A 22,451-nucleotide genomic window follows, 5' to 3' on the forward strand; every position below is an offset into this window, starting at 1 on the left:
TCTCCTCCTTCCAATAATTCTAGCACAGCGAGTTACACAATAACGCGACAATTTCCACTTTTCGTGCAGTAAATTTTTCAATCGCGCTATTCAGGAGGTTCGATATGCCGAAACATTCAACACTGGTAAAAATCATGGTCTTTATTATGATTGCCGCTCTCGTGGTTCCAACGTTCTTTTACTTCCGATGATCAGAGGCCCTCTGGGCAGCCAGACGGTTCATCATAAGAAAAACCCCTCCCGACCGGGAAGGGTTTTTTGCTGTTCATTGATAGACGAATACGCTGGATGTTTTGGCATCCCAGCCTACTTTGTAGCCCAGATTGTCGGTTACAAAGCGGATCGGAACCATCGGCATTCCGTTTTTCAACGCAACTGGCGCTGGCAGGGTAAATTCCTGACTTCCTACGTATGCCTTGTTGGAGTCAACTGTAAAACGGACCACTGTTCTGCCTTTAATGATCGCTACCGTCTGGTTGTTCCATTGGGTAGTCAACGCCATGGCTTCCTTGAAGAACTGAGCTGGCACCATTGTTGTATTTCCGTTCGCCAGATAAGGAGCTTCCTGCAACGGATATACTTTTCCATGCAACGTAAACGATTTGTTGTTTACTTTAAACAGTGCAGCGTTCGCCGGGACTGCTGTCTGCGGCTGTTGCGGCTGCTGCGGAGCCGGTTGAGCTGGCTGCGCCGGTTGAGGCACGCCCACTCCAACTGCACGTCCAAACAGCAAGCCTTTTTCCTCAGAGCTGAAGACATTGATCGTGTACGTGTTTTTCGCCGCAGGGTTCACGATGTTGGCTGCTGCCCCGATCACGATGTTGGCTCCAGTTCCTGCAGCGATGTCTTGAGCCGGGTAAACCAGCACGTTTTGTCCGCGAACGGCAACAAAGCTGGCGGCAACGCCGTTTACAGAAACGCTTGCCGGTGCGATGTATGCTGGCACCTTGTACCCAACCGGGAATACGACTTCAATGAAATCGCGCTGTTTCACCAGCGGAGCGCCAAATGCTTTCACGGCGATGTTGACGCCAGTTTGCTTCCCTACCGCTGTGTTGGTCAAGGTGATTGTTGCCGTGCTGTTGTTTGCCGGTGCAGGAGTGCCAGGTGTCGTTGGCGTTGGAGTTGGCGTTGGTGTCGGCGTTACCGCCCCTGCACCATTGATCCGGAACGTTTTGGACGTTGCCGTTTTGCCGTCAACCGTCATCTTGAGCGTATAATCGCCCGCAGCTTTCGGGTTGGTAATCCAAGCGTTGTAGTCGATATCTACTTTTACATTTTTGCTGGAAGAAAAGTTGGACGGCGCAGTCAATGCAATACTGTTTCCGGCAAAACCGACTCTTTTAGGCGTCTTTCCGTTGATTTTGAAATCATCTGGATTCAAATACCCTGGAATCATACCAGACGATGGGAACTCGATAATGACATCACTGTCCGCCTTCAATTCTGTCTTTCCGAAGTCAGCTTCGAAGCTGAAGCTGGTGCGAGCACCTGCTGAACTGTCAGAAAGGGATACAGTAAAATCACTCGCAGTGGAGGAGCTGGAAGAAGAACCAGATTTTTTAATGTCAAACTTCTTAGATGTATAGGTTGTTCCATCCCATTTCACATCAATGGTATATTTATCGCCAGCAGATGGGTTAGTGATTCGTGCGCTTTTGTAAAACTTAAGCGTCAGTTCTTTTTTTCCGTCTGCTTTAGACGGAACCTTGATCTCTACTTTTTTGCCGGAGACGCTTACAGAATCAGGTGTGTATTCATTAATATCGATGTCATCCTTGGAAATCTTGCTTGGCAGCATATCCGAGCTTGGGAACGTAACAGTGATATAGTCGCCTTTGGTCAATTTGTCTTTCAGCTTGATTGGACCGATTTCATACTCGGTTTCTTTCTTTTCGGTTTTGTCGTCGATATCGACAGAGTAGTCATCGGAGCTTCCTTTGCTACTGCTGCTTCCACTTGTAATTTTCACATCCTCAGACTCTTCGCTCTCAGCCGAAGTGCTGATGTCGATAGAGTATGTACCCTTTTTATCGGGGTTCGTAATTCCGTCCGTGATTTTTATCCTTAGGTCCGAGCCTTTACTAAGTTCTTCGTCGACCTTGATTGTAATTTCTCTCCCGCTGACACTAACGCTTTTCACTTCAAAATCAGCATCGATATCGTCTTCGTCCATGCTGCTGTCGACATCAAAGCCTTTTGGGAACGTGATATAAATTTTGTCTCCGGAATCCAAAGCTTTTTCAATCGTAAAGTCAATCGTATATTTGCTGTCCGCACCTTCCTCGTCATCGTCTGGATCAATCGAGATATCGGTGATTGCACTAGCGGACTGCGGAGCGATGACAAACGGCGTCGTTGCCAAGGCTGTAGCCAGCATAATTGGAAGTGCTTTTTTGCTCTTCTCCATGTTCTTCCTCCCATACTTCTCTTGAAATCGATCAAACTTTTCTTGTCGAAACGCTATCAGTTTACCATATTTACGAAATAGAGGGAATCTATTCGCATAAAAATGATAGGCATGACAGCATTCATATGGTATGACGAAGCAACATGGCAAAAGGTTACAAAGCAGTTACACGAAAAAATAAAAAGCCAGCAGCAAGAGAGAAGTCCATCCCTCCTGCTGCTGGCACAGCGTTGTTTTTGTCGATCAGTACAGCTTTGTATCCGGCCCGATCGCCTCCAGCTTTTGCTTGACGCTTTGCAGGAAACGGCCGCACACCAGTCCGTCGAGAACCCGGTGATCCAGCGAGAGGCACAGGTTCACCATCGAGCGGACGGCAATCATGTCATCGATCACGACAGGCCGCTTCACGATCGACTCGACGCTGAGGATCGCCGCCTGCGGCGAATTGATGATCGGCATCGACAGGACCGAGCCAAACGAGCCCGTATTGTTTACCGTAAACGTCCCTCCGGACATGTCATCTACGGACAATTTGCCTGCCCTCGTCTTCGCCGCCAAATCTTCGATCGACTTGGCGATGCCGAGAATCGACTTCTGATCCGCGTCCTTGATGACCGGAACGAACAGAGCATCCTCTGTCGCCACGGCGATCGAGATGTTGATGTTTTTCTTGACGATGATTTTATCCCCAGCCCAGGTGGAATTGATCATCGGGTACTCCTTCAGCGCTTCGACTACCGCCTTGATAAAGAACGGCAGGAAGGTGAGGTTTACTCCTTCTTTGCGTTTAAATTCGTCTTTTACCTGATTGCGGAAAGCGACGAGCTTGGTCACGTCTACTTCTACCATCGTCCACGCATGGGGTGCCTCGTGTTTGCTCTGCACCATGCGGTTTGCGATCGTCTTGCGAATGGGCGTGACCGGGATGATCTGATCGCCTGCGGCTGCGGGAACTTCCCTTGCTGCTGCCTGGACGGGCTGCGGGCTTTGCCCCACTGCCGCGGAAGTCGGCACCCCTACTGGCGTATTCACAACCGGCGCTGCCTCTGGGGCTGCCGCAGCCGGCTGTCCGCCGTTGTCAATGATCGCTTGAATATCCTTGCGCGTCACGCGCCCTTCCATCCCCGTTCCCTGCACGCGGGACAGATCAATTCCATGCTCCTGGGCAAGCCTCATCACGGCTGGGGAAAAGCGTTGTTTTCCGCGCTGGGCCTGTTGACCGTTCGTGTCCGGACCTACTCCGGAAACAGCCTGCCCTGCTGCAGCTGGAGCAGCATTGGCCGCCAGATTGGCCGAAACAGCCGCCCTGCCTTCTGCCGCTTGAGCAGGAACCGTTTTTGCCTGCTGGCTGGTGTCAGCACTGTTGACAGCGGGGGTATTTTGTGGCTGATCGGCCCCTCCCCCCTCTTCTTCGATGTACAAGATCAAGGTACCGATCGCAACCGTGTCACCTTCGGGCACAACGATCTCCGTCACGCGGCCGGCAACCGTGGAAGGCACTTCCGCATTTACCTTGTCCGTGGAGACTTCAGCAAGCGGATCGTATTTTTTGACCTGATCTCCCACTTTCACCAGCCACTTGGTAATGGTGCCCTCTGTCACACTTTCTCCCAGTTGGGGCATTAGCACTTTTGTCGCCATGTTCGATGGTCCTCCTTGGTTTTAAAAGTGGGCCAGGTCCCGCATTGCTTCCAGCACTTTGTCCGGATTCAACATAAAGTATTTTTCCATTGGCGGACTGTATGGCATGGCCGGCACATCAGGACCGCACAGACGTTTGATCGGAGCATCGAGGTCAAACAGGCAATGCTCCGCAATGATCGCAGCCACTTCACCGCCTACGCCGCCCTCTTTGTTGTCCTCGTGAACAATCAATACTTTTCCGGTCTTGGAAGCGGCTTCGACGATAGCTTCCTTGTCGAGCGGGTACAGTGTCCGCAAGTCGAGTACATGCGCGCTGATGCCTTCCTGAGCCAGCTTTTCAGCGGCCTGCAAGCAAAAATGCAGCGTCAGGCCGTAGGAGATGACTGTAATGTCCGTTCCTTCCCGTTTGACATCCGCCTTGCCGATCGGCAGCACGTAATCTTCTTCCGGCACTTCTCCTTTTATCAAGCGATAGCAGCGCTTGTGCTCGAAAAAGAGGACGGGATCGTTATCGCGGATGGCCGCCTTCAGCAGGCCTTTTGCATCGTACGGCGTAGAAGGCGCCACTACCTTTAGCCCGGGTACATTCGTAAACATCGCTTCCACCGATTGGGAATGGTACAGTGCACCGTGCACCCCGCCTCCAAATGGAGCGCGGATGGTAATCGGGCAGGTCCAGTCGCCATTGGAGCGGTAGCGCATTTTCGCCGCTTCGCTGACGATCTGGTTGACAGCAGGCATGATAAAATCAGCAAACTGAATTTCGGCGATCGGACGCATCCCGTATGCGGCAGCGCCAATTCCAACACCGACAATTGCCGACTCGGCGAGCGGCGTGTCAATCACGCGTTCTTCGCCGAATTCCTCGATCAGTCCCACTGTGGCCCGAAAGACGCCACCCCGAACGCCGACGTCTTCCCCCAGGACAAACACACCCGGATCGCGGCGCATTTCCTCACGCATCGCCATAGTGATCGCATCAATAAATGAGATGACTGCCATTTGGATTCCCCCTTATTCCCCGTATACGTGGGTAAGCGTAGATTCAGGTGTCGGATAAGGCGCCTGTTCGGCATAATCTGTAGCCTCGTCGACTTCCTTCTGAACACGGGACAGCAGCTCCTGTTCCTTGGCATCATCGAGAAGTCCTACCTCTTTCAGATAGTTGCCAAATACGAGGATCGGGTCCTTTTTCTTCGCTTCTTCCACTTCTTCCCGCGTGCGATAGGTGCGATCATCGTCATCGCTGGAATGAGGGACCAGACGGTACATGACTGCTTCGATCAGAGTCGGGCCCTGGCCGGAACGAGCTCGCTCCACCGCTTCCTTCGTGACGCGGTAGACCTCGATCGGATCATTGCCGTCGACGCTGACACCAGGGAAGCCGTAGCCGATCGCACGGTCAGCCACACTTTCGCAGCCCAACTGCTTTTTCAGCGGAACGGAAATGGCGTATTTGTTATTCTCACAGAAAAAGATGACGGGAAGCTTGTGCACACCCGCAAAGTTTGCTCCTTCGTGAAAATCCCCCTGGTTGCTGGAGCCTTCTCCGAACGAGGTGTAGACAACGTGGTCTTTCTTTTGCATTTTGCCGGCCAGTGCGATTCCGACTGCATGAGGTACCTGCGTGGTCACAGGGCTCGAGCCTGTCAGGATATTCCATTTTTTGCCACCGAAGTGACCTGGCATCTGCCGGCCGCCGCTGTTCGGGTCCTCGGCTTTGGCAAATGCGGAAAGCATGCAATCTCTTGCTGATTGACCAAATACCAGGACTAATCCGAGATCACGGTAGTAAGGACACAGGTAGTCCTTCCCTTTTTCCAGCGCAAACGCAGCGCCAACCTGTGCAGCCTCCTGCCCCTGGCAGGAAATGACGAATGGCACTTTTCCCGCCCGGTTCAACAGCCACTGACGCTCATCGATTTTGCGAGCCAGCAGCATGTAATAATACATTTCCAGCACTTGCGCGTCAGTCAAGCCTACTTCTTCATGCCGTTTGCTTGTCATGTTCGGATACCCTCCTTATCATTTTCGCTAGCTGTGAATTGCCTTTCCGTCTACTGCCAAAGCAGCCTCCATGATGGCTTCCGACAAAGTCGGATGGGGATGTATGGTATGTCCGATTTCCCATGGCGTCGCGTCCAGCACGCGTGCCAGCCCGGCCTCGGAAATCATGTCGGTGACATGCGGACCGATCATGTGCACGCCGAGCAAATCGTTTGTCTTCGCATCGGCTATGATTTTGACAAAGCCGTCGTTTTCACCGTGCACCAGCGCTTTTCCGAGCGGCTTGAAACTGAATTTGCCCACTTTTACGTCAAAGCCCTGACTGCGGGCCTCCGCCTCGGTCAAGCCGACATTCGCAACTTCGGGCCTGCCGTACGTGCATTTCGGCACCTTGGTGTAATCAAGCGGCTCGACAGCTAGACCTGCCATGTGCTCGACGGCGAGAATCCCTTCGTGCGATGCCACATGAGCGAGCTGCAGACCGCCGATCACATCGCCGATCGCGTAAATATGGGACTCGGCGGTCTGGAAGTATTCGTTCACGCTGATAAAGCCGTTTTCCACCTTGATTTCTGTCGCTTCCAGGCCGATATTTTCCACGTTGGCCTGTCTGCCAACGGACACGAGCAGTTTTTCGGCAGAAAAGCTCTGCACGCCGCCTGCGGTTTCAGCTTGAATGGCTACCTTTCCCTCTGATGTTTCCAGTGATTCCGGCAGCACCCTGGCTCCTGTCACGATGTTTATTTTCCGTTTCTTCAGCAGACGTGCCATTTCCTTGCTGATTTCCTCATCTTCGGTCGGCAAAATCCTGTCTGCGTACTCGACGACTGTGACCTCAACGCCGAAATCATTCAGCATCGAGGCCCATTCGATCCCGATGACACCACCGCCGACAATGGCCACCGAAGAGGGCAGCTGCTCCCATTGCAGCGCTTCGTCGCTGGTCACAACTTGCTTTCCGTCGATCGTCAGCCCTGGAAGCGTACGGGGTCTCGAACCGGTAGCGAGAAGCAAAAAGCGCGGCACCAGCATTTCCTGTTCGCCAGACGGCGTTTCGATCCGGACTGCGCCTGCCTGCGGCGAAAAGATAGAGGGACCCATGACGCGGCCAAATCCCTCGATTACCGTAATGTTGCCTTTTTTCATCAAATACTGGATGCCTTTGTGCAATTGCTCGACGATTCCCTCTTTGCGAGCTTGAACGCGCGCAAAATCAAGGCCGATCTTTTCAGCCGTGACTCCGTATTTGTCTCCCTCTTTCAGCGTAGCAAATACTTCCGCACTTCTAAGCAGCGCCTTGGAGGGAATGCAGCCGCGATGAAGGCAGGTGCCACCCATTTTGCCCTTTTCCACGACAGCTACCTTCATTCCCAGCTGTGAGGCACGGATTGCTGCTACGTAGCCGCCCGTTCCTCCTCCCAACACGACGAGATCATATTCCTGCGACATGTTTTTCTTCCCCCTCTGATGGCAAACTGCATTGCTTGTGAACGCGCCATGACCGTCAGTGGCTTGCTGGACGATCAGTAAATGGCTGCTCATATGACTAGATCATAATAACAGGTACAAGTAGGTTATGTATACCGGAACCGCCTGCTTTGCGAGCAGGTGCGGCCCCGGAAATAAGTACTTTTTATACGATCAGCTTACCGATGGTAAACCGATTTTCCATTTTGCAAAAAGGTGCTGCGCGATTTGGCCAGGCTGGCGATGCGTTCTTCGGCCATGCGGTCTGCCGCTTTGTAGGAAGGCACCCCGTCGCGTTCAGCGATTTCAAATACTTTCAGGATGTTGTCGTAAATCGTCTCTACCTTTTTCAGTGCGCGCTCGCGGTTGTAGCCTTGCAGCTCGTCGGCTACATTGATCACGCCGCCGGCATTGATGATGTAATCGGGTGCGTAGATGATGCCCATCTCATGAATCATATCGCCATGTCTTTCTTCTTTCAACTGATTGTTGGCCGCTCCTGCAATTACTTTCGCCTTCAAAAGCGGGATCGTGTCGTCGTTGACGATGGCTCCCAGGGCGCATGGAGAGAAAATATCGCAGTCCACGCCGAAAATTTCGTCCACGCCTACTGCTTTGGCGCCAAAATCGTTGACAGCGCGGTTTACGTTTTCTTCATTGATGTCGGTAACAATCAGGTGTGCGCCTTCTTCGTGCAGATGGCGGCAGAGGTTGTAGGCTACGTTCCCCACGCCCTGAACCGCTACTACGCGGCCAGACAGGTCGTCGCTGCCATACGCGAGCTTGGCAGCGGCTTTCATCCCGCGGTACACGCCGTAGGCAGTCACAGGAGAAGGGTTGCCGCTGGAGCCAAAGGCTGGAGATACGCCTGTTACATAATCAGTCTCAAGGTGGATCATATCCATATCGGCAACAGTCGTACCTACGTCTTCGGCTGTAATGTAGCGGCCATTCAAGCCTTGAATGTAACGGCCAAAGGCACGGAACAGCTCTTCGCTCTTGTCTTTGCGCGGATCGCCGATGATGACCGCTTTTCCGCCGCCGATGTTCAGGCCGGCTCCGGCATTTTTATAGGTCATGCCGCGAGCCAAGCGGAGCACGTCGATAATCGCTTCCTCTTCCGTTTTGTACGGCCACATGCGGGTGCCGCCCAATGCAGGCCCCAATGTTGTATCGTGAATGCAGATGATTGCTTTCAGTCCGGAATTCTCATCCTGGCAAAAAACAAGCTGTTCGTAGTCGTACTTTTGCATGTAGTCAAAGATGTTCATGAAGAAACCTCCCTAGTTTGTTCATTTGCGTCGATCGTGCTGCTTGTCTGAGGTCTCCTATTGGAGAATTTCCCAGCAATGTACCACGTTGCAATTATCATGCCAAAAAATCCCCAGTTTGAAAGCGCTTCATTTTTCTACAGTTGTTTTTTGGGCCTGCCCTCTATTCTGCACATTTTTGCAGGATCAAGCAATGTTTTGCATGCAAAAAATTGCAGTTATGTCTCTGTTCAGCCCGATTGCTCACAATTTGATCACGGATATTCGCCTGCACTTATTGTTCATTACGGCTGTTCATCAGATATGCCGCACTTGTCCAGCTTGTAGTAAAGACTGCGGATCGAAATCCCGAGCCTCTTCGCCGCCAGCGTCCGGTTTCCCTTTGCTGCGGCAAGCTCTCGCAAAATATGTGCCCGCTCCGCTTCATCCATCGCTTCCTTCAATGTCTTGCCGGAAGCCTGTTCCATCTGCAAATGCGGTGTCAAAGCGGCGGACTGTACGCTCCTTCTCTCCAAGGGGGGCAAGTGCTCTGGCAGAATGACTCGCTCGCCGAACTTCATGTGGATCATGGCCCGCCCCAGCACATTTTCCAGCTCCCTGACGTTGCCCGGCCACTGGTAGGCAAGCAGCATTTGCAAAGTGCCTGCCGCGATGTCCTCCACATTTCTTCCGTATTCCTGGTTGTATTTTCGCACCAGATGCTTGGCCAGCGGCTGGATGTCCTCCAATCGCTGACGGAGCGGCGGTATGTAAATGGGGACGACATGAAGCCGGTAGTACAAATCCTCGCGAAAACGGCCGGACGAAATCGCAGATTCCAAATTGACATGTGTAGCCGCGATGACCCTCACATCGATTTCAACCGCCTTCGTACCACCAACCCTGACTACTTCCCGCTCCTGGAGAACGCGCAGCAGCTTTACCTGCATGCTCATCGACAGCTCGCCGATCTCATCAAGGAAAATGGTCCCGCCGCTGGCCTCCTCGAACAATCCGCGCTTGCCGCCTCGTTTGGCTCCGGTAAATGCGCCCTCTTCGTATCCGAACAGCTCGCTTTCCAAAAGATTCTCGGAAATGGCTGCGCAGTTGACGCGAATAAACTGTTTATACTTGCGGCTGCTCGCATTGTGGATGGCGTGGGCAAACAGCTCCTTGCCCGTGCCGGATTCGCCGCGCAGCAGCACTGTGGCAGGTGTCAATGCCGCTTTTTGCGCTTGCTCGAGCGCCGCCTGCATCGGCTCGCTGTACCCGATGATGTCTTCAAAGCTGTACTTCGCTTCCAGCGTCCTGATGATCCGGTGGGCCGTCTCCAGTTCTTCGGTCAAACGCTTAATCTCCGAGACGTCATGGATGACCCCGACGCTTCCCTTTAATTCTCCGTCTACCATGACTGGAGCGACGTTTACCACCACGTCTCTGCTCTTCGGTCCCAGCTTCATATGTACGCCGCGCACAGGCTTCTTTGTTTTCAGCACCTGCATGTGCATGCTGTCGCCTTCGGAAATGTCGACAGTGGCTGGCTTGCCGATCACGTCCTGATGAGTCAAACCGGTAATCCGCGTGTACGCCGGGTTGATCAAAAGGCCGTTTCCTTTTGCATCCACAACGGAAATGGCCTCATCCGAAGAATTGATGATCGCCTGAAGCATGCTTTTCAATTCCTTCAGATCGGTTACTTCCTCGGCCAGCGCCATGATATCGGTAATATCCCGGAAGATCGCGACTGCTCCCGCCACCTCGCCCCGTTCGTTTCGAACAGGTACCCGGTTGGTGATGATCCGCGTCTGATTCGGCAGGATCTGCTCCTGGTTCAACTCTGGCTGTCCCGTCTCTAATACAATATGTAATCGGGTATTGGGTATGCGCTCGGAAACTGCCGTTCCCAATACAGCGTGGGCTTCAATGCCCATCAGGCGTTCTGCCGCTCTGTTGAAAAGAGTGACGATCCCTTCCCTGTTGACCGCGATGATCGCGTCATGGGTAGAGTTCAGCATGATTTCCCGCTCGCGCTGGTTTTGCGTCAAGGCTGCAATCAATTCGTCCCGTTCACTTATCAATTTCATGATGATAGCTGTAAATGTTCCGGGGATTAACACCGTTTTTTCCTGTTTGAGACGCAAAATTTCTTCGAATGCCGCAGAGTCTCCGGTCGCCTCCAGTATCACGTCGATGTCGCTCGACAAATACGGACGAAAGTCAGTTCCCACTTCAATTCCCAAAGAGCGGGCGAGGACAAGTCCTGGCGCATCCGCCCGCTCATCCACGACGGCCACGATTTTCATCCGCTCCATATTGCTAAGCATTTTCAAGAGCGCTGTTCCTCCCTGGCCGGCTCCAACGATGAGCAGCTTGTGCATGCAAACAATCCCTCTTTCCAGTGAATCAAACTGTTTCCATTGTAACTCAACCCGGCTGGAATGCACAGGAGATGTTGGACAAGGAGCTACCCATCCGATATGATGGAAAGGTAGCATGATGGAAAGGGGAGAAACACCCTTGATCGGTCAGAAACTGGTAGCTCTGTTGATCATGGTCGTCCCGGCACTGATCGCCATGTTTGGGATAAAGCTCATCCGCGATGCATTTTTCTACTCGGTATCATCGGAGACCGGATTTCTCTGGGGACAGTTCGTCTTGGGCGTGTTGTTGTTTGTCGTTCCGGTCCTGTTCATCGCCGGCTTTGTCCTGCATCACGACCGCAAGCGCAACCGCGTCCAACCCCGGTTTATGAAGCGTGAGCCGGAAGAAGATTAGGATATGATCGAGCAACAGACCAAACGTCAGAAACCGGGTATGCTTCCCGTTTTTTTTATTTTGTCTCCGCAGATCTTCCCCACTCATCCAATCGATTGAGCCAGCGCGTGTTTTCGATCACCCGGGAAAACGAAACGAACTCGGCCAAAAGGTGCAGCCCTGCGAAAAATAGCAAAAGCGCCAGCTGTCCACCGAACGGAACGCTTGTCACGAGCGCAAAGCCCGCAACAAACCCGAGATAATTGGCTCCCGTGTCCCCTTGCATCAAGCAAGCCTGTGCATCGTACGGAAACAAGAGGACACTTGCGGTCAAGACCGGCAATATCCAGATCCAGCAAGCTGCAGCAGCCGCGGACATCGGCATGCACAAGGCAGCTGCGGCGATCAAAAGCCAAAACACCTTAATCGCCCGGGCTGGCCTGACGTCAAACAGGTTTAACAGGTTGGGGGAAAGCGCCAAAAGACCGGTTCCGACGATAATCCCCGGTATGCCGGTAAAAAGGAACAGGCTGACGGCCAAAGCGGTCCCGCCTCCCCCGAATGCCTTCCACATGCCGCTCGTCATTCGCCGTTCCCGCCAGAGAACCCCCAGATGCCCGCGAAAGCCTTTCGGCGCTTTATCTGCCGAACAGTCGTCAAGCCAGCCGCATAATGCCACGGCGAGAGATCCGAAGAAAAGCAGCAGCCCGGATTCAAGCATTTGGTAGCTCCAGCCCGAAGCCGCTCCCCAGGCCAACAGGGCAAATTGGATTAATCCCGCATACCCAGCCAGTATCACTCCTCCAGCCGTAACCACTTGTTCGCCTCTGTAGTTGGTTCTGGTGATAGCGGCATTATGCAGCTTTTCCCATGCGGCGCGAAAATAGAACCGGTGCAACAAAAAAGGCCCTGCCACTCCCAGGACCCAGGCGCTTGTCAGGTTCGTGTCCAACGCACTCCCTCCCACCATTTTCTCCCCAATGCCTTTCCGATTTCGACGAATTCCTTTCCCCGATGCCGATAGCCTGTCCAATCATTTTCCGTCTGCCGGTGCGTAAAAGGTACAGGAACTTCGGTCAAGCGGTACCCGCAGCGGAGCGCTTCGATGGTCAGTCCCACTTCGATTCCAAAGCCTCCTTCCAATTGGCCAATGCGTTCCAGCACCTGTCGTTTCACTGCCCGTTGACCGGATAGCGGCGCCTCCGAAGAAAATCCGGTGAGTGCCCGTATCCCCCCTCGGGCCAATCCCTTTGCCAGGCCCAAGCCGACCTTCCGCCGCAGCGCCGGCAGCACGGCGACAGCCATGTCGCATTCATCGTTTATGACCGGGGCAAGCAGCAGGTTGGCTTCCCCCGCGCTCTCTTTCAAATCTCCGTCCAAAAACAAAAGCACCTCGCCGCTGGACTGTCTCCAGCCGGTTTGCAGAGCCGCCCCTTTTCCCAGATTGACCGGATGCCGGATGACGCGGTCTGCCCACTCCTCGGCCAGTAACGCAGTCTGATCCGCGCTCCCGTCATCGACAACGATCACCTCGTCGCAAACAAGGCGCTGCCGTATCGCCGCCAGAGTCGGGACAATCCACTCTGCCTCATTGTAAGCCGGGACGATGACACTAACTCTTTTCACGTTCCACTCTCATCTCCGCCATCAGTTTTTGCACCCGATCCAACAGCCCCCATTGCTGGGAGAAGGTCTCTGGCACCTTGTCCACAAATAACCAGCGGCATTCGCCCGGAAGCTGTTCCAACCAGTCTGGCTTCGTTTTCCCCAGCGCGAGAATCGGTCCATCCAACGGAACACTGCCTTGACCGTACGGAACGATCTCAACGCCGACCTGCTCAAACAACCGCAGTAGTCTGCCGATTTGGAGCTCCGGGGACTGCCAGACATACACCTTGTTGCCCTGCATGGCGTCAGCGTAACGGACTGCCATCAGATGGGCAGCCTCTTCATTGTTTCGCTCCATCTCGATCAAAAGCCGATTTAACTGCTGCTTCAGTTCATTGTTGCTTTTGAGAGCCTGGCTATACCTCGTCTCCATTTTGCTGAGCACAGCCTGCTCCTCGACGGAAAACCACGAGTGGCCTGTCATTCCTCCGAGCAAAATGCCAATCCCGAGACTAAAGAATACGGCCACAAGCGAAATCAGGTGATGACGAAAAGGAATCATGCCTACCCTCCTAAAAATGCCCAGCTCCTCCACTGCATCCACCACAACTGCATGACATGCCGGGTGATGGGATGAAGCGAGAGAACCGCCATGACCGGCACGAGTGTGGCCGCTACCAGCCACCCGGTCCAATTCCATGACCAGCGCGGCTGATACAATTGGCTGACGCCTTTGGCATCGATCAGCCTGGAACCGATTTTGGTCCTTACCAGCAGCGTGCTCGCCATGCCCTTTCTCCCTTTTTCGAGAAAATCGATCATCGTGGAATGTGTACCGATCGTAACAATCAATTTGGCTTTTTCCTCAAAGGCGAGCAGCATGGCAATGTCTTCGCTCGTCCCCGGCGCGGGCAGCAAATGGCAGCTGATCCCCAGCCTCTCCACTCTTGCCTTCCCGGGAGCCTGCCCGTCTTGAAAAGCGTGCACGACTATCTCTGCACCTGACAGCAATGCTTGATCTGTGACACTATCCATATCCCCTACGATCATATCGGGGATGTAGCCGTTTTCCAGCAAAGCATCCGCTCCCCCGTCCACCGCAATCAAAACAGGATTGTAATCGCGAATGTAAGAGGAAAGCATCCGCAAATCTTCCCGATAATGCCGGCCTCTGACGACCACGACGACATGGCGGTCAGAAAGCCTCGTACGCAGCGGGAGTTTTTTCAGCGGGCGCAAAAACCACTCTTTTTCTGCACTCGCGTATCTCAACGTATTGTCGATAAAAGCGGACAGGACGTCATCCAATCGCTCATTTGCTTCTTGCCATCGCTGGCCGATCTCCTTTGTGGTCAGCCGTCTCAGCTCAGCTTGACGAAACCAGCCCTTGTCAGAGCAAACCCACAGTTGTTCTTTCCATACAGCCCCGGGTCTGCCATCTGCTTGATCCAATATGCTTTTGTCTGCGCTGGCTGTTTCATAGAGAGGGATGCCAGCCTCCAACAGGCGTCTGGCGCCTTCAGCCGGGTATGTCCCTGTCAAAAACGGTGAGAGGTTTATGACGGCTCGCACATTCGCTCTCACAAGTGCCAGAGCGGCAATCTCATCCATATCCGGGTGATCGACGACAGCAATGTCTGAAGGATTGATCCGGTTGCAAAGGTTCTTCGTTTTCCGGTCTGCCGCAATCTTCCCGACGTATGAAAACCTGTGAGGCCATCGCTGCTTGCCCACCTGTCCCACCTCCATCCTTATTATGCGAAAAATGGAGGATGGCCATGCAGGTTTTTCCAGAAAATGAAAAAGAGACTGTGCGAGCATGCGCACAGTCTCTTGAACATATGTATCCTCCGGCTTTACGCGCCTTTCGTTGCAAAGTAAATGATCAAGCCATCTGCAAAGAGGAATACGGCGAGGGCAATGATTCCAAAGCCAACCGCGAATTTATTTTTCGCCCGGATCGAACGGAAAACACCCATCGCGATGAAGAACGTGAACACGAACATGAGAAAATCAAACAGAGTTACTTTCATGAACTACACAACTCCTTTGGCAAAAAGTAAAACGTACGGGAAGAGAATAGCACCTTCATTATATAGAATACCCCAGACGTATACAAGTCGAATCAGGAATTGTGACAGACGATTTCACAATTATGCCATTTATCCCTTTACTCCCCTCCAAATGGTCCAGCGATCCTGTTCGACGATCGGCAGCAGACCGCCCAGCTTCTCTTTGACGAAGGAGATGAGCTTTTCCAGTTCGTCATCATTCAGCTCGTGGAGGATCGAGCGTCCAGTCCTTTTTCGAAGATCGCTTTCCAGCTCCGTCCAAGTGCTGTATCTCTTCCGAATCTCCCACATCTGGCTTGTATGTACAGAGAAGAAGCCCGCATTTTTCAAAGCTGCTTGCACCTCGGTCAAAGACGGGCGGCGCTTTTCCTCCTTCTGCAGCAGACGGGGAAACGCTTCAAAGAAATACCCTCGCAAATGCTCTGTCGACCCGGGGACGGATACATCATCCATCGTCCGATCCTGAATGATGCACATCCCCCCCGGCGCCAAAATCCGGTTCACCTCGGCCACAAAGCTGTCTACACTGTCCAGGTGGTGGATCAAGGCACGGGCGAAGACAATATCTGCACAGCCGGCGGCAAGACCAGTCTGACAAGCATCCCCCCAATGAAAGGAGACTTGAGGCAAATGAGCGGTGTTCTCCCGTGCGGTTTCCAGCATGACTTGAGAAAAGTCGACTCCCATGACGCGCTCTGCTCCCAGCTCAGCCCAGCCTGCCGTATAAATGCCGCCGCCACAACCGATATCGATCACGTTCTTGCCGACAGGGTTGACGATTTCCGCCATCGCTTTCAGCCAGCCTTTGTCGGCTGAACGGCCGATATACGAGCTTCGATTTTCGGATGCATGGAAATCAATGCTCATTCTGTCGTCACCTCCATAAACTCCAGCCTGTTGCCGAAGGGATCATCTGCAAAAAAGCGAATGACACCCGGAATTTCTTCTCCCTGCTTTATCGTCACCCCCGCCTCGAGCAAACGATGGCGCAATCCCTCGATATTTTTTACAAGGAAGGCCGGATGCGCTTTTTTCGCTGGGGTGAACCCCTCCTCTGCCCCGATGTGAATGGTCTGCGGCCCGCATTGAAACCAGACCCCTCCCCGTTTGCGCAGTGCTTCCGGCTTGGGCACCTCTTTCATTCCCAATATCCCGCTGAAAAAGCTTCGCGCCTCTTCCTCACATCCGACCGGCGCTGCCAATTGTACATGATCCAATCCCAACCATGTGTGCATCTCGCATCTCTCCTCGTTTTTCCTTAGACTTCCTTTTTGCAGACTGCCATCCATTCATCGATCTCATGCCCGGCTACGCGCCCATCGATTAACGTCACACCCATATAGTCGTGAATGTCCTTGGAAGCATGTATGAGCAACTGTTCAACGGCTTTTTCCTGCTCCCGCGATTCAGACGTCCGTGCTACCCACTCGGGAAAGGAAAACCGTTTTTTTCGCTGCCGCTCCCTTTGGACCGACAGACCTGCTTGTTCCACCAGGCTGATCCATTCCGTGCGGGAGAGACAGCGGACGTGACTCGGGTCTCGCATCGCCTCAAAACGGTTGATGAAGCTGCTTATTTCCTCTGAATCGGGAACGATATTATCTATGAAGACAAACACGCCGCCGGGTCGAAGTACACGTGCTGCCTCCTGGACAAAAGCTCCCGGGTTGGGAAAGTGATGGGCGGCAATTCGGCACAAGACAGCGTCAAAGGAGTCCGCGAGAAAAGGCAGGCGTTCGGCGTCAGCCACCGTATAGCCGATGTTTCTCAACCCCGCTGCTTGATGAGCCGCCCTCGCTGCTTCCAGCATCGGTCCAGTCAGATCGGTAGCAACTACCCATTTGCAGTGAGGAGCCAATGTCTTGGCTACATGTCCTCCCCCAGTCGCGACATCCAGCACCACCCATTCCGGTTGAGGCTGCGTCCATTCGATGATGAGCGGAAGATCCTCCCCTTTTGCGTGCGTCTCGCTCGTTACATAGGCATTGGCGTTTTTGCCGAACTGCTCTTGGACTTGTCGCTTGATTTTCGCTTCTTTCTCCACGAAGACCACCTCCTGCATCCATAATATTCCCTTTTTTCAGCCATTTGTTATAGAATATCGATAGCAGGTTATCGAGAAATCAGATAACCAATCATTCTGCGGGAGGAAGCCGTATGGATCTGGACAGTCTGGAGATTTTTTTGGCAATTGCCCGGCACGGCTCGCTGAATCGAGCAGCCCACGCACTCTTTTTGGCGCAGTCTACGGTAACGCACAGGCTGAAGCAATTGGAGAGACAGGTAGGAACTCCCTTGTTCACCCGTACAAGCACCGGGGTAAGCCTGACAGCTGAAGGACGACGCCTGTTGCCTGTTGCCGCGACCGTAGTGGAACAGCTTCGCGCCTTTTCGACTCATCGCGAAGAACGTCAGTCCCTCACCGTAGTTGCCGGAAAAGCGTTTGCCTCCTACGAACTGCCCCGCCTGCTCGGGCAGTATCGCAAGGAGCATCCGCATTTTACCTGCTACGTCCGCTCTACCCTCTACGAGGAATCCATCTCTTCCCTGTTGACTGGTACGGCAGACATCGCCTTCCTCGGCCACGAAGTCTACCATCCCCACATACACCAGGAATTTTTGCCGAGCGATCGCGTCATGCTGGTCACCTCACCCGAACATCCATGGGCGGACACATTTCCCGGATTTGGGCGCTGGGGTTCGGAGCCCGTCATCGCATTTGGCAGTCAAAGCGCTCCTTTTCGCCAGCGCGTCGATCGGTTCCTCGCTCAGCATGGCGTCTTTCCCAATGTGATTATGGAGCTGGACAGCTTTAGCGCCGTCATCAAAATGGTGCAGCAGCAGTTGGGCGTGACGATGCTTCCCGAGCGGACGGTTCAGGATGAGGTGCGTGCAGGCAGACTTGCTGCACTCGATATCTCTCACGGCGAATTTACCCGCCCCACGCTAATTGCTTATCTGCATGCAAAAAAAGAGGACGAGGCATTCATGCCATTCGTCCAATGGATCAAGCAAGTCTATTAAACAAGAGTGAGTACAGTAATTTCCGGCCGGCAGAAAAGTCTTACCGGCAATATCGTCGTACCGATTCCCCGATTGATATACACCGGCAGCTTGCCATCTCCCGCGTGTTGCAGTCCCTGCACAAATTTTTGTCCCATGGGGGGCGTAATGACATGTCCCAGGAGCGGCAGCCTCACCTGCCCGCCATGGCTGTGGCCGGAAAGCTGCAGGGCAAAAGGGTGCTTGGCTGCTTCTTCCGCGAAATCAGGCTCGTGGACGAGCAAAATCACCGTATCTCCCTCAGCTATTCCGTCCAGAGCCTTCCGCGGATCGGGAACGCCGTGCAGCACGTTGTCCATCCCCGCTACAAAAAGTGCGTCGCCTTCTTTTTGTAGCTTGATGTGCTCATTGATCAGAACCGAAAATCCTGAATCCAGAAGAGCTTGACGGACGATTCCCTGTTCTCCGTATCGCCAATCGTGATTTCCGAGAACAGCAAATTTGCCGAGAGGCGCGTGCAGCCGAGCCAGGATCGGGATCGCGGTAGACAGCAATCTAGTGCTTTTGTCTACCAAATCTCCGGTAAAACAGATCAGATCCGGCTGTTGTTCATTAATCCGGTCAACAACCTTTTCAAGTTCTTCAACGCCCAGGTAGTGTCCCAAATGCAAATCGCTGAAATGAACGATACGCACGCCCTTCCATTGCTCCGGAAGATCCGGAATGGCAACCGGTTGACTGACTACCTCGAGCCTGTGTCTCTCTACACCATAGGCGTAACCAGTCGTCGCTATTCCCAGCCCAATTGCCCCAAAAAACCAGCGTGCCGCTTTTTGCATAAAGGTTCTGCGCGTAACATGCGAAGCGTTGGAATTACTTAACCGGGGTTGCCAGTTCATATCCATCTACTACCCGATCCAGTCTGCCTGTAACCGGATCGATCAAGAGGCCGTGAACCGGAACCTCTTTTGGCAGCAGCGGATGGTTTTTAATCACTTCCACACTTTGTTTCACACTATCCTCCACGTGGTCAAAGCCGCGCAGCCAGGAGTGCAGGCGGAAGCCAGAATGTTTGATGATATTGAAGGTTTCCTCTGTGATCCCTCTTGCTTTCATTTTCGCCATCATATTGTCGGCATTGATCACGCTCATCCCGCAATCGTAGTGACCTACCACGACCACTTCTTCAGCGTTCAGCTCGTAGATCGCAACCAAAATACTCCGCATGATACTGCCGAACGGATGAGAAACGACAGCTCCCGCACTTTTTACGTGCTTGAAATCGCCGTTTCGCAAATTCATTGCCTTTGGAAGCAATTCTTCCAGCCGGGTATCCATGCAGGACAGCACGACTAATCGCTTGTCAGGGAATTTCGTTGTCTGATATTTCTCGTATTCCTTGTTCTCGATAAATGCCCGGTTATGCGCCAGAATTTCGTCAATGATGTTCACTGGTCGGCACCTGCCTTTCCCGTTTTTCTCATTTTTATTTTACATGGTTCTTCCCGGTGTGCAACTGTATTGAGCATATTCATCCCGATTGCTCGAAGGATATTCCCTTTTCATTCTTCATTCGTTCAGCCGTTTTTTTGCACGATCGCCATCTGCTGTAAGAAAATCACTTTCATTCATGATGAAGCCGTTTGTATCAATTTCTTATAATCGTTGTACGGATAACGAGCCAATCTGAGAGCGTATTCATACGCTTCCACGTCCGGCATTTTCAATGCTTTTGCGGTGGCAAGCGCTTTTTCGATGTCGTAGGCAACTCTTCTGAGTTGAACGGCAATGTCCCTTTTGTTAAAGTCCACAATGGCGTAGCTTGCTCGATTATCGCCATCAAACGGCAGGCCGACACTCCCGCAATTGACGATCAATCTTCCCTTTCCCTGACGCGCATACGCATGGTGTACATGTCCAAACAGGACAAGCCTGGTATGCTCACTCCGGTTTAATATGTCCATTTCATCCAGGCTTGCCCACGGATAGACGACATTGACCAGCGAATCGGGTCCAGCATGATACATCTCCGTAGGGACGTCTTCAAATGTCCAGGCTCGCTCCACAGGAAGGTTTGCCAACCATTCCTGATCATCGTGCGCAATCCGTTTACAGTCGTACTCGTAGGCCCGCAAGACCAGCTCTTCCTTGTCGTTGCTTGGGACCCACCCAGGTGCTGGGAATCGGGTAAACATATCGTCATAATTTCCGCGAATAACGGCTAGAGGCTCCAATGACCTTATCATGTGTATACATTCGCTTGGCTGAGGTCCCCGCATGACGATATCTCCGAGAAATACGATGGCATCGGGGCTTTGACTGTTTAAGTCTTGGATAACGGCTTCAAAAGCAATTGCATTTCCATGTGTATCTGACAGGACAGCCAGTCTCATGTGGAACCTCCAGAAAGTGGGATAGTCTTGGCTTACGCCTTTACTCTCATCCTCCAGAACAGTAAATCTTAAGATTTGGATCGACACGATACACAATGTGTTATATTGGGATTGCGCGGACCATTTACACTGTGAAGGAGAATCTACTGTGCTTATTGAAGAACGTTTTAGCGATTTATCAAAAATATTCCTAAAGGTTTGGTCGATTGAATCTAGTTCAAAATGGTCCTCCCAAAACCCTGCCAATGGACAATGTGGAGTAACTGCACTGGTTGTAAACGATCTTTTTGGTGGAGAAATCTTGAAAACGAAAACCCCTGAAGGATGGCATTATTACAACAAAATTGACGGAATACGTTGTGATTTTACAGAATCTCAATTTTCTGAAATACCTCACTACCAAGACATTCCTTCCAATCGAGAGGAAGCATTCTGTGATACCAATGATAAACAGTACAGCTATTTAAAAACACAGGTACTTGAAAAACTTAATCGCTGAAAACTGGTTTATCATAGTAAGCAGTTGGTAAATACAAACTTTTCTACTTGTTTTTTCTTGGTTCTGTCTTTCATTGGCTGTCATCTTCCTCGCCCTTTCTTTAAGAAAGACGAAATAGCATGCAATCGCCCCAAGTTCGATAAAAAGCCCCGTATCAGGTCCGTTTGTACTGCAAGGCCACAGATATGCCTTCGTACGTTACGGACACCCATACGGGGTCTTCAATCGCGCAAAGCCTTCCGGTCGGCACGCCATCAAATACCATACATTTCCCGGTAACGGTTTAGCGGAATCCTCGCAATGCTCAACATAAAAGTTGCGCCAAACAGCGGAAGGCTTGCGGTCATTACCTTTTGTAATATCGCAATTATGAGATCTTCGCCTCAATCCGCAGCTTGTCCGCCACCATGGCGATAAATTCACTATTCGTCGGCTTCGCCTTGGTGTTGGAAATCGTATAGCCGAACAGGCTGGAGATGGAATCCAGATTTCCGCGGGACCAGGCCACCTCGATCGCATGACGGATGGCACGCTCTACACGGCTTGCAGTCGTATTAAACTTCTTGGCGATATCAGGGTACAGCACTTTCGTGATGGACCCCAGCAATTCCACGTCGTTGTACACCATCGTGATCGCTTCCCGCAGATACAGATATCCTTTAATATGCGCTGGAACCCCGATCTCGTGGATAATGCTGGTGATGCTGGCGTCAAGATTGCGCCCTCTGATCTGCAATGGGTTTTGCGACTTGACAGCGGTCACAAAAGAGCTTGAAGGCTTGCTATTCGTCATCTGACGGATTCGCTGTGCCAAGACCTCCATGTCAAAAGGCTTCAGGATGTAATAGGCGGCCCCCAATTCGACTGCCTTTTTGGTGATTTCCTCTTGCCCGAATGCCGTCAGCATAATAATTTTTGGTTGAGGAGTGAGTCTCATGGCTTGGATTTGTTCCAATACGGCCAATCCATCCAGATGAGGCATGATAATATCCAAAATAAGGACATCCGGAATGCGTTCTTGGAGCAGGCGAATGACATCATTTCCGTTATACGCCACACCGATCACGTTCATATCATGCTGGCTGCTTATGTACTCTTCCAGCAGGTTCACAAATTCCCGATTGTCATCCGCCAACAACACTTCAATCTTGCTCAAGGTCGTTCCTCCTTACAATCAACGGTCTGTTTGGGAAAAAAGGTGGAAGTATTCTCAGAAGTAATGAATCCCTCAACATATGCCCATACCATCTTTTCACTCCAAAAATAATTCGACAATGCCAGTGGCATTCCTGCCAATGACGAAAGATTGAATGATTTTTCCGATATTTCGACAATGATTTCCAC

Annotated in this window: 22 protein-coding genes; 3 read left to right on the plus strand and 19 right to left on the minus strand. The window is 52.3% G+C overall.

Features of this window, described 5'->3' with window-relative positions; genetic code table 11:
- Positions 1–265 precede the first annotated feature (265 nt).
- From V5G20_RS16350 to V5G20_RS16380, 7 genes are all read right to left on the minus strand, one after another.
- The gene (locus tag V5G20_RS16350) at positions 266–2,410 is read right to left on the minus strand and encodes a copper amine oxidase N-terminal domain-containing protein (RefSeq protein ID WP_338461331.1); all 2,145 of its coding nucleotides are present in this window, start codon (positions 2,408–2,410) and stop codon (positions 266–268) included.
- Positions 2,411–2,653: 243 nt separating this feature from the next.
- Positions 2,654–4,051, minus strand: coding sequence for a dihydrolipoamide acetyltransferase family protein (locus tag V5G20_RS16355; protein ID WP_338461333.1), 1,398 nt, complete (start codon positions 4,049–4,051; stop codon positions 2,654–2,656).
- Between the two features lie 21 nt (positions 4,052–4,072).
- Positions 4,073–5,056: an alpha-ketoacid dehydrogenase subunit beta gene (locus tag V5G20_RS16360; RefSeq protein ID WP_003387220.1), complete on the minus strand. Its 984-nt coding sequence runs from the start codon at positions 5,054–5,056 to the stop codon at positions 4,073–4,075.
- A gap of 12 nt (positions 5,057–5,068) precedes the next feature.
- Positions 5,069–6,061, minus strand: coding sequence for a thiamine pyrophosphate-dependent dehydrogenase E1 component subunit alpha (locus V5G20_RS16365; protein ID WP_003387221.1), 993 nt, complete (start codon positions 6,059–6,061; stop codon positions 5,069–5,071).
- A gap of 27 nt (positions 6,062–6,088) precedes the next feature.
- On the minus strand, positions 6,089–7,510 hold the full coding sequence (lpdA, locus tag V5G20_RS16370; RefSeq protein ID WP_251237463.1) for a dihydrolipoyl dehydrogenase: 1,422 nt from the start codon (positions 7,508–7,510) through the stop codon (positions 6,089–6,091).
- 197 nt (positions 7,511–7,707) lie between these two features.
- Positions 7,708–8,799, minus strand: a complete 1,092-nt coding sequence (locus V5G20_RS16375) for a Glu/Leu/Phe/Val dehydrogenase dimerization domain-containing protein (RefSeq protein WP_003387224.1) — start codon at positions 8,797–8,799, stop codon at positions 7,708–7,710.
- Between the two features lie 284 nt (positions 8,800–9,083).
- Positions 9,084–11,156 carry a sigma-54 interaction domain-containing protein gene (locus V5G20_RS16380; protein WP_003387225.1) on the minus strand — a complete coding sequence of 691 codons (2,073 nt, stop codon included), beginning with the start codon at positions 11,154–11,156 and terminating at the stop codon, positions 9,084–9,086.
- A 118-nt stretch (positions 11,157–11,274) separates the two neighbouring features.
- On the opposite strand from V5G20_RS16380, the gene V5G20_RS16385 reads away from it, so the two are divergent.
- Positions 11,275–11,553 (plus strand): DUF2627 domain-containing protein, encoded by a 279-nt coding sequence (locus V5G20_RS16385; RefSeq protein ID WP_003387226.1) that lies wholly within the window; start codon positions 11,275–11,277, stop codon positions 11,551–11,553.
- Between the two features lie 55 nt (positions 11,554–11,608).
- Here the strand turns inward: V5G20_RS16385 and V5G20_RS16390 are convergent, their stop codons facing one another.
- The 8 genes from V5G20_RS16390 to V5G20_RS16425 form a co-directional block, all read right to left on the minus strand.
- Complete coding sequence (locus V5G20_RS16390) at positions 11,609–12,484, minus strand: hypothetical protein (protein WP_081787854.1); 876 nt, start codon at positions 12,482–12,484, stop codon at positions 11,609–11,611.
- Positions 12,469–13,158 (minus strand): glycosyltransferase family 2 protein, encoded by a 690-nt coding sequence (locus V5G20_RS16395; RefSeq protein WP_338461339.1) that lies wholly within the window; start codon positions 13,156–13,158, stop codon positions 12,469–12,471. Before V5G20_RS16395 ends, V5G20_RS16390 begins: the two co-directional genes overlap by 16 nt.
- On the minus strand, positions 13,145–13,702 hold the full coding sequence (locus V5G20_RS16400; RefSeq protein ID WP_003387229.1) for a copper transporter: 558 nt from the start codon (positions 13,700–13,702) through the stop codon (positions 13,145–13,147). Before V5G20_RS16400 ends, V5G20_RS16395 begins: the two co-directional genes overlap by 14 nt.
- Before the next feature lie 2 nt (positions 13,703–13,704).
- On the minus strand, positions 13,705–14,874 hold the full coding sequence (gene steA / locus V5G20_RS16405; RefSeq protein WP_003387230.1) for a putative cytokinetic ring protein SteA: 1,170 nt from the start codon (positions 14,872–14,874) through the stop codon (positions 13,705–13,707).
- A 122-nt stretch (positions 14,875–14,996) separates the two neighbouring features.
- Entirely contained in the window at positions 14,997–15,173 is a 177-nt protein-coding gene (locus tag V5G20_RS16410; protein WP_081607723.1) for a DUF2759 family protein, read from the minus strand.
- A gap of 129 nt (positions 15,174–15,302) precedes the next feature.
- Positions 15,303–16,079 carry a class I SAM-dependent methyltransferase gene (locus V5G20_RS16415; RefSeq protein ID WP_171506312.1) on the minus strand — a complete coding sequence of 259 codons (777 nt, stop codon included), beginning with the start codon at positions 16,077–16,079 and terminating at the stop codon, positions 15,303–15,305.
- Positions 16,076–16,447, minus strand: a complete 372-nt coding sequence (locus tag V5G20_RS16420; protein ID WP_039070841.1) for a VOC family protein — start codon at positions 16,445–16,447, stop codon at positions 16,076–16,078. The genes V5G20_RS16415 and V5G20_RS16420 overlap by 4 nt, the downstream gene beginning before the upstream one ends.
- A 23-nt stretch (positions 16,448–16,470) precedes the next feature.
- Positions 16,471–17,256, minus strand: coding sequence for a class I SAM-dependent methyltransferase (locus V5G20_RS16425; RefSeq protein ID WP_024984910.1), 786 nt, complete (start codon positions 17,254–17,256; stop codon positions 16,471–16,473).
- A 113-nt stretch (positions 17,257–17,369) separates the two neighbouring features.
- Between V5G20_RS16425 and V5G20_RS16430 the strand changes: the two genes are divergently transcribed.
- Positions 17,370–18,236, plus strand: a complete 867-nt coding sequence (locus V5G20_RS16430; RefSeq protein WP_031931810.1) for a LysR family transcriptional regulator — start codon at positions 17,370–17,372, stop codon at positions 18,234–18,236.
- On the opposite strand, the gene V5G20_RS16435 is transcribed toward V5G20_RS16430, so the two are convergent.
- From V5G20_RS16435 to V5G20_RS16445, 3 genes are all read right to left on the minus strand, one after another.
- The gene (locus tag V5G20_RS16435; protein WP_243014072.1) at positions 18,233–19,114 is read right to left on the minus strand and encodes a metallophosphoesterase; all 882 of its coding nucleotides are present in this window, start codon (positions 19,112–19,114) and stop codon (positions 18,233–18,235) included. The genes V5G20_RS16430 and V5G20_RS16435 overlap by 4 nt on opposite strands.
- Entirely contained in the window at positions 19,089–19,667 is a 579-nt protein-coding gene (locus V5G20_RS16440) for a beta-class carbonic anhydrase (protein WP_003387239.1), read from the minus strand. The genes V5G20_RS16435 and V5G20_RS16440 overlap by 26 nt, the downstream gene beginning before the upstream one ends.
- A 176-nt stretch (positions 19,668–19,843) precedes the next feature.
- Positions 19,844–20,608, minus strand: coding sequence for a metallophosphoesterase family protein (locus V5G20_RS16445; protein WP_338461346.1), 765 nt, complete (start codon positions 20,606–20,608; stop codon positions 19,844–19,846).
- 148 nt (positions 20,609–20,756) lie between these two features.
- On the opposite strand from V5G20_RS16445, the gene V5G20_RS16450 reads away from it, so the two are divergent.
- Positions 20,757–21,107, plus strand: a complete 351-nt coding sequence (locus V5G20_RS16450; RefSeq protein ID WP_243014071.1) for a YunG family protein — start codon at positions 20,757–20,759, stop codon at positions 21,105–21,107.
- 367 nt (positions 21,108–21,474) lie between these two features.
- On the opposite strand, the gene spo0A is transcribed toward V5G20_RS16450, so the two are convergent.
- Entirely contained in the window at positions 21,475–22,263 is a 789-nt protein-coding gene (gene spo0A / locus V5G20_RS16455; protein ID WP_024984907.1) for a sporulation transcription factor Spo0A, read from the minus strand.
- Positions 22,264–22,451 lie beyond the last annotated feature (188 nt).

The sequence above is a fragment of the Brevibacillus borstelensis genome (assembly GCF_036700025.1).
GTDB classification, from domain to species: Bacteria; Bacillota; Bacilli; order Brevibacillales; family Brevibacillaceae; genus Brevibacillus; species Brevibacillus borstelensis.

Coding starts and splice junctions, on each gene's coding strand:
- V5G20_RS16350 (WP_338461331.1), bottom strand. CDS start 2,410: ATGGAGAAGAGCAAAAAAGCACTTCCAATTATGCTGGCTACAGCCTTG.
- V5G20_RS16360 (WP_003387220.1), bottom strand. CDS start 5,056: ATGGCAGTCATCTCATTTATTGATGCGATCACTATGGCGATGCGTGAG.
- V5G20_RS16420 (WP_039070841.1), bottom strand. CDS start 16,447: ATGCACACATGGTTGGGATTGGATCATGTACAATTGGCAGCGCCGGTC.
- V5G20_RS16400 (WP_003387229.1), bottom strand. CDS start 13,702: ATGATTCCTTTTCGTCATCACCTGATTTCGCTTGTGGCCGTATTCTTT.
- lpdA (WP_251237463.1), bottom strand. CDS start 7,510: ATGTCGCAGGAATATGATCTCGTCGTGTTGGGAGGAGGAACGGGCGGC.
- V5G20_RS16415 (WP_171506312.1), bottom strand. CDS start 16,079: ATGAGCATTGATTTCCATGCATCCGAAAATCGAAGCTCGTATATCGGC.
- V5G20_RS16435 (WP_243014072.1), bottom strand. CDS start 19,114: ATGAACTGGCAACCCCGGTTAAGTAATTCCAACGCTTCGCATGTTACG.
- V5G20_RS16355 (WP_338461333.1), bottom strand. CDS start 4,051: ATGGCGACAAAAGTGCTAATGCCCCAACTGGGAGAAAGTGTGACAGAG.
- V5G20_RS16410 (WP_081607723.1), bottom strand. CDS start 15,173: ATGAAAGTAACTCTGTTTGATTTTCTCATGTTCGTGTTCACGTTCTTC.
- V5G20_RS16385 (WP_003387226.1), top strand. CDS start 11,275: ATGGAAAGGGGAGAAACACCCTTGATCGGTCAGAAACTGGTAGCTCTG.
- V5G20_RS16365 (WP_003387221.1), bottom strand. CDS start 6,061: ATGACAAGCAAACGGCATGAAGAAGTAGGCTTGACTGACGCGCAAGTG.
- V5G20_RS16445 (WP_338461346.1), bottom strand. CDS start 20,608: ATGAGACTGGCTGTCCTGTCAGATACACATGGAAATGCAATTGCTTTT.
- V5G20_RS16430 (WP_031931810.1), top strand. CDS start 17,370: ATGGATCTGGACAGTCTGGAGATTTTTTTGGCAATTGCCCGGCACGGC.
- V5G20_RS16375 (WP_003387224.1), bottom strand. CDS start 8,799: ATGAACATCTTTGACTACATGCAAAAGTACGACTACGAACAGCTTGTT.
- V5G20_RS16380 (WP_003387225.1), bottom strand. CDS start 11,156: ATGCACAAGCTGCTCATCGTTGGAGCCGGCCAGGGAGGAACAGCGCTC.